The following is a 6,447-nucleotide window of genomic DNA, read 5'->3' as shown; positions in this document are numbered from 1 at the left end:
CGCCCGCGCACCGGCACGGCCACTCCGGCCACCGGGCTGCCCATCAGCCACCCGATCCACCGGGAACATCCCGCTTCGCGGGACGTTCCCAAAAACCAGGATCAACCCCTACAAGCCGACCCCACCAGGGTTGACGAAACAGATAGGGGCACCCCCCCTTTTTCGGGTTCCGTTCCCCGGTCCCGCACGACCGCGCCCCACCTCCTGAAACCCACGTCGGAGCCGACGTGTTACCCGCCCGGAGGAGCCGCACGTGATCACCCATCCTGTTGATGAGAAACTCCCCGCACTCAAGATGGCCACCACGGGCCTGCAACACGTGGCCGCCATGTACGCGGGTGTCGTCGCCCCGCCGCTGATCGTCGGGACGGCCGTCGGCCTCTCCGGCAACGAACTGACCTTCCTCACCGGCGCCTGCCTCTTCACCGCGGGCCTCGCCACCTTCCTCCAGACCCTCGGGATCTGGAAGATCGGCGCCCGGCTGCCCTTCGTCAACGGCGTCACCTTCGCCGGGGTCGCCCCGATGACCGCGATCGCGGCCTCCACCGGAGACAAGGCCGACGCGCTGCCCGTCGTCTTCGGCGCGGTGATCGTCGCCGGCCTGCTCGGCTTCCTCGCCGCCCCCTTCTTCAGCAGGGCGGTCCGCTTCTTCCCGCCGGTCGTCACCGGCACCGTGATCACCCTCATAGGTGTGTCCCTGCTGCCGGTCGCCTTCGGCTGGGCGCAGGGGCCCAACCCCTCGGCGTACGACTACGGTTCGACGACCAACCTGGGACTCGCGGCGGCGACCCTCGTCGTCGTGCTGCTCCTCCGCCGCTTCACTCGCGGCTTCGCCAGGCAAGTGGCCGTCCTGCTCGGCCTGTTGCTCGGCACACTCCTCGCGATCCCCTTCGGAGCCGCGGACTTCGGCCCGGTCGCGGACGCCGACGTGATCGGTTTCCCGAGCCCCTTCCACTTCGGCGCACCGCAGTTCCAGCTCGCCGCGATCGTCTCGATGTGCGTCGTGATGGTGGTCTCGATGACCGAATCCACCGCGGACATGCTGGCGTTGGGCGAGATCGTCGAACGCCCCGCGGACGAGGCGACCATCGCGGCGGGCCTGCGCGCCGACACTCTCGGCTCCGCGATCAGCCCCCTCTTCAACGGCTTCATGTGCAGCGCCTTCGCCCAGAACATCGGCCTGGTCGCCATGACCCGCATCCGCAGCCGCTACGTCGTCGCCACCGGCGGTGGCTTCCTGGTGCTGATGGGCCTGTGCCCGATGGCCGCGTCGCTCATCGCCGTCGTACCGCGCCCGGTGCTGGGCGGCGCGGGCATCGTCCTGTTCGGCTCGGTCGCCGCGAGCGGGATCCAGACCCTGGTCGGGGCGGGCCTGGAGAAGGGCGACAACGTCCTGGTCGTGGCCGTGCCGCTGGCCGTCGGCATCATCCCGATCACCGCACCGGACTTCTACCACGCGTTCCCGGGGACCGTCAGGATCGTCCTCGACTCGGGCATCTCCACCGGCTGCGTGGCGGCGGTGGCCCTGAACCTGGTCTTCAACCACCTCGGCCGGCGGCGGAAAACCCAGGCCACGCCACGCACCGGTCGGCAGTTCTCCTACGGCGTCGGTGAGTCACCGTGAACTCCCCGGCCACGCCATGAGGTTGGCGAACAGCTCGGCCTGCTCGATCGCGTCGTCGAGGGCATGGTGCGTGTGCCGCCGCCGGGACAGCAGCACGCGCGGCATCGTGCCCTTGGCCACGGAACGCAGCGGCAGCCGGGCCTTCGTCGCGTAGAGCGTCTTCATGTCGAGGCAGCCGGAGTGCCCGAAGGGGCTCGCGCCGGTGAAGCGGATCAGATACCAGTACAGGAACATCCAGTCGTACGACGCCGGGTAGCCGCACATCACCGGCTGGGCGCCCCCGGCGACTTCACGCACCCAGGTGCCGAACTCGGCGAGAGCAGCGGCGGGTTCGGCCCCCTCGGTCCGCAGCCGGTCACGGTCGAGCCCGCTCACCGCCAGCGCCTCCGGCACGAACTCCTCGCCGATCGGCCGCAGTTCACGGTAGAAGGTCTGCTTCTCCGGATCCGCCGCGGTGAACCCGTCGGCGTCCTGCGTCCCGGCGACGGCGGCGCCGAGGCTCAGCATGGAGTACGGCCCCGGGACCGGGCCGTCGGCTTCGATGTCGACGGAGATGTACAGGCTGGGCTTGACGCGTCGTGCGGCCATGGGCCGGAGCATCGCAGGCGGACGGGGCGGCCCGCACCCCAATTCAGCCGTGCCCGACCGCCCGGCAGGGCATGGCCTCGGGGAGCCGGCCCGTGAAGTACGACCGGGGCGGGACACCCATCAGGGCGCGGAAGTCGGACGTCATGTGGGACTGGTCGTAGTAGCCGGTGACGGCGGCGAGTTCGGCCCAGGAGAGTTCGGTGGCGTGGGCCACCACGGCCCGCACCCGGTTGATACGGGCGTAGTGCTTGGGGGAGAGACCGACCCCCTCGGCGAACAGATTGCGCAACTGCCGCTCGCTGACGGCGAGTTCACGGGCAACGGCGGGAACCGGACCGGGCAGGTGACCGATGCGGATCGACATCGCGTCGACACCGGCCCGGACGAGTTCGGCGCGTGCGGAGTCCGCGGCGGCGGTGAGACGGGCGGGGACGACCTCCGTCAGTCGGGCGACGGCCGTCGCTGGCTCCAACTCGCGCAGCTCGACGTCCAGTTGGCGGGCGACCCGGCCGGGCAGCTCGCCCAGGGGCATGGCCCGGCCGACGAGATCGACCGCCGGAACGCCCAGCAACGGCCGTGTGGTGCCCGGCGTCAGCCGCAGCTCCGCGCAGGCCACGAGGTGTTTGGCCGCGTGGTACGTGGCCCGGACACGCGGCCCGACGACGAGGACGCTGCGGCGGCCGTTCCCCTCGACGCGGACCACCAACTTCGTCGCCGTGTCCGGGAGATGGACGAACGGCTCAACCGGGAGGCGGTTCACGGTCAGATCGGCGATGCGCGCGATCCAGGGGCGCAGCTCGTCCGGCAGGGGCAACTCCCGTTCGGAAACCTCGGCGTTGGTCACCCCTCCACGGTAAGCGCGCCGGCGGCCCGCACCGGGCCCCCGAACGTGCCGGAATCTCCTAGAACCGAAGGCCCCTGCCCGCCCACCGTGGTGGTCATGATCCTAGTGACGGGTGCCACGGGCACCATCGGCAGCGAGGTCGTACGACGGCTCGTGGCGCGCGGCGAGAAGGTGCGCGCCCTGACCCGGGACCCCGAGAAGGCCCGGATTCCCTCGGGGGTGGAGACGGTACGGGGCCGTCCCGCCGACCGGGCCTCCGTGGACGCCGCGCTGACCGGCGCCGAAGTCGCCTTCCTGGTGGGCGTGTTCGGACCGGACGACGCGGAGCACGACCGGGGCCTGGTGGAGGCGGCACGGGCGGCGGGCGTGCGCCGGATCGTGAAGCTCTCCGGCATCGGCACCGGCGACCCCGCCGTCGGACCGGTCGGCAGCTGGCACGTGGCCGGTGAACAGGCCGTGCGGGACAGTGGGTTGGAGTGGACCGTCCTGCGCCCCTCCGCCTTCGCCTCGAACACGCTCGGCTGGGCGGCATCCGTGCGGTCGGGCACGCCGCTGCCGAACACGAGCGGCGCCGGCGGTCAGGGGGTGGTCGACCCGCGTGACGTGGCCGAGGTGGCGGTGGCCGCACTGCTCGACGCATGCCACTCGGGGCGGACGTACACACTGACCGGACCCGAGGTGCTGAGCGTGCCGGACCAGGCCGCCGTACTGGCCGAGGTCCTCGGGCGCCCCGTGGAGGTGCGTGACCTGTCCTCGGCCGAGGCGCGTGAGTATCTGCTCGGTCTCGGCTACAGCGACACGTTCATCGACGCCTCCGAGATCAGCAGGGAGTTCGTAAGAAACGGCGGCAACGAGGTCGTCACCGGGGAGGTGCGGGAGGTCCTGGGCCGCCCTCCGCGCACCTATCGGGAGTGGGCCCAGGACCACAGGGCGGCGTTCGGGGAGGAGATCGGGGAGGGGTGACCCGGTCGGCTGCGGGGCGGTGTCAGTCACGCCCCCGCAGCACCCCTGCCGCCAGGACCAGCGCCGCCGCCGCGATCAACGCCGCGCCCCGGAACGCCAGTTGGTATCCCGCCGCGGTCGCCGGTAGCAACTCGGCGCCCCGGGCGACCAGTCCGTCGGTCCGGCCCGCCGCCAGCGTCGACAGCACCGCGAGCCCCAGTGAACCACCCACCACCTGCGTGGTGTTGAAGAGCCCGGAGGCCAGTCCCGCGTCCTCCTCGCGCGCGCCCGCCATGGCGAGCCCGGTCAGCGCGGGCATCGCCGCGGCGAAACCGAAGGCCAGCAGGAGCAGCGGCGGCAGGACGTCTGTGAGGTACGAGCCGTCGGCGGGGGCGCGGCTCAGCAGGGCCATGCCCGCGACGATCAGGACCAGCCCGGCCAGCAGCACCCGGTAGGCGCCGAAGCGGCCGATGGTCCGTGCCGACAGGCCCAGCATCAGTACGCCGATCACGACCGGTGCCGGCAGGAACGCCGTGCCGGTGAGCAACTCGCTGAATCCCAGGACGCGTTGGACGTACAGCGCGCCGATGAACTGGAAGCCGAACATGGTGCCGATCATCAGGATCTGCACGGCGTTCGCCCCGGTCAGCAGCCGGGAGCGGAACAGTCGCAGGCGCAGCAGCGGGCGGGCGGCCCGGGCCTGGCGGACGGTGAACGCCACGAAGAGCGCCAGGGCGAGGGCGGCCAGTGGCACGGTGGCGGTGAGGGAGCGTTCGCCGGTGCCGACGATGACGTACACCGTGAGCATCAGCGCTCCGGTGACCAGCGCGGCGCCCGGGTAGTCGGCGCCCCGGGCGAGTCCGCCACCCTGCTCCGGGGCGAGGACGCGGACGGCGGCGAACCAGGCCGCGATCCCGATCGGCAGGTTGATCAGGAAGATCCAGTGCCAGTTCAGGGCCTGGGTGAGTGCCCCGCCGAGGAAGGTGCCGAGGGCTCCGCCGCCCGCGCCGACGGCGCTGAACACGGCGATCGCGCGGGCGAGTTCACGCGGCTCGGGGAAGAGTGCGAAGAGCATCCCGAGGACGACCGCCGACGCCATCGCCCCGCCGACGCCCTGCACGGCCCGGGCCGCGATCAGCACGCCCTGGCTCGTTGCGAGCCCGCACAGCACGGAGGCCGCGGTGAACACGGCGAGCCCCGCCGTGAACATCCGCTTGCGGCCCACCAGATCGCCCAGCCGGCCGACGAGGAGGAGCAGTCCGCCGAACGGGATCAGATAGGCGTTGACGACCCAGGCGAGCCCTGGTGCCGAGAACCCGAGGTCGCGCTGGATCGCCGGCATGGCGACCGTGACGATGTTGCCGTCCAGGATCGTCATCAGTGTCCCCGCGCACAGGACGACGAGGGACGCCCAGCGGGAGTACGTTCGTTCCAGCCCTCGCGGCGGTGCCTCGGACAGGGTCGACATGGCTCGTGGCCTCCATGGTTCTCCGCTGCACCCATAGGTGCACGACTTGTAACGGGGAACATCGTGGGGAACCATGAAGGCCGGCAAAAGGAGGCACTTCGATGTCCCAGGGGAACACCGGTGTTACCACCCAGGTCGTGAACGCGCACGCCTGCCCGGTGCGCGAGGTTCTTGACAGGGTCGCCGGCAAATGGAGCGTGCAGATCCTGGTCGCGGCGGCCCAGGGCCCCATCCGCTTCACCGAGTTGGAGCGCAGCATCGAGGGCATCAGCCGCCGCATGCTGACCCTGACGCTGCGCAACCTGGAGCGCGACGGACTCGTCACCCGCACGGTCTTCCCGACCGTGCCGCCCAAGGTCGAGTACCGACTCACCCCGGTGGCCCAGGAGTTGCACGAAACACTGCAACGGCTGACGGACTGGGCCGAGCGCAACCGCGTCCACATCGCCGAGTCACGCGCGGCCTACGACACCCGGCACGATCCGGAGTGAGGGTGGCGGTACCCCGCCTCAGAGTCCGAACAGGCCGGGATCGGTCGTCAACCGCTTGAAGTACTCCCGTGGTCGGGCGGTCAGTCGGCGTTCCTTGAGATCCAGCAGCCCGCCGACCGACGCGACCTCCGCGGAGACCGTGCCGTCGCGCTTCGTGATCGCCTGTGTGACCCGGAACGTCTTGCCCTCGCCCCACTCGAAGACACAGCTCACCTGGACTTCGTCGCCCGCGCGCAGCTCCCGCAGATAGCGGATGGTCGTCTCCAGTACGACCGGTGCGATCCCCTCGGCGAGCAACTCGGCCTGGCCCACCCCCGCGGCCTGCAACAGCGCCCAGCGGGCATGTTCCGCGTACTGCAGATACACGCTCTGATTGAGGTGCCCCAGGCTGTCGGTCTCGTATCCGCGGACGGTCACCGGGACGGAAAACGGCTCGATCACTGCGTTCCCTTCTCGCACTGACGGACGATCTGCCGCACCGATCCTGGCA

7 protein-coding genes are annotated in these 6,447 nt (G+C 71.0%); 3 read left to right on the top strand and 4 right to left on the bottom strand.

What is annotated here, in order from left to right:
• Positions 1–253: 253 nt before the first annotated feature.
• Positions 254–1,624 carry a nucleobase:cation symporter-2 family protein gene (locus AB0I51_RS33680; protein WP_362981764.1) on the top strand — a complete coding sequence of 457 codons (1,371 nt, stop codon included), beginning with the start codon at positions 254–256 and terminating at the stop codon, positions 1,622–1,624.
• Here AB0I51_RS33680 and AB0I51_RS33675 read toward each other — a convergent pair.
• Positions 1,616–2,212, bottom strand: a complete 597-nt coding sequence (locus tag AB0I51_RS33675; protein WP_362981762.1) for an exonuclease — start codon at positions 2,210–2,212, stop codon at positions 1,616–1,618. The genes AB0I51_RS33680 and AB0I51_RS33675 overlap by 9 nt on opposite strands.
• 43 nt (positions 2,213–2,255) lie before the next feature.
• A complete protein-coding gene (locus tag AB0I51_RS33670; protein ID WP_362981760.1) occupies positions 2,256–3,056 on the bottom strand; it encodes a helix-turn-helix domain-containing protein in 801 nt (266 codons plus the stop codon).
• Positions 3,057–3,143: 87 nt separating this feature from the next.
• Here AB0I51_RS33670 and AB0I51_RS33665 point away from each other — a divergent pair, with 87 nt between their 5' ends.
• Complete coding sequence (locus AB0I51_RS33665) at positions 3,144–4,019, top strand: SDR family oxidoreductase (RefSeq protein ID WP_362981758.1); 876 nt, start codon at positions 3,144–3,146, stop codon at positions 4,017–4,019.
• Between the two features lie 22 nt (positions 4,020–4,041).
• Here AB0I51_RS33665 and AB0I51_RS33660 read toward each other — a convergent pair whose 3' ends face one another.
• Positions 4,042–5,466 carry an MFS transporter gene (locus AB0I51_RS33660; RefSeq protein WP_362981756.1) on the bottom strand — a complete coding sequence of 475 codons (1,425 nt, stop codon included), beginning with the start codon at positions 5,464–5,466 and terminating at the stop codon, positions 4,042–4,044.
• Positions 5,467–5,567: 101 nt separating this feature from the next.
• Between AB0I51_RS33660 and AB0I51_RS33655 the strand changes: the two genes are divergently transcribed.
• Complete coding sequence (locus tag AB0I51_RS33655; RefSeq protein ID WP_362981754.1) at positions 5,568–5,957, top strand: helix-turn-helix domain-containing protein; 390 nt, start codon at positions 5,568–5,570, stop codon at positions 5,955–5,957.
• Between the two features lie 18 nt (positions 5,958–5,975).
• On the opposite strand, the gene AB0I51_RS33650 is transcribed toward AB0I51_RS33655, so the two are convergent.
• On the bottom strand, positions 5,976–6,398 hold the full coding sequence (locus tag AB0I51_RS33650; RefSeq protein WP_362981752.1) for a thioesterase family protein: 423 nt from the start codon (positions 6,396–6,398) through the stop codon (positions 5,976–5,978).
• Positions 6,399–6,447: the final 49 nt, after the last annotated feature.

This window comes from Streptomyces sp. NPDC050549 (genome assembly GCF_040655035.1).
GTDB lineage: Bacteria > Actinomycetota > Actinomycetes > Streptomycetales > Streptomycetaceae > Streptomyces.
Note: the sequence above shows the minus strand (reverse complement) of the source record. Positions and strands in the feature narration are given on the sequence as shown.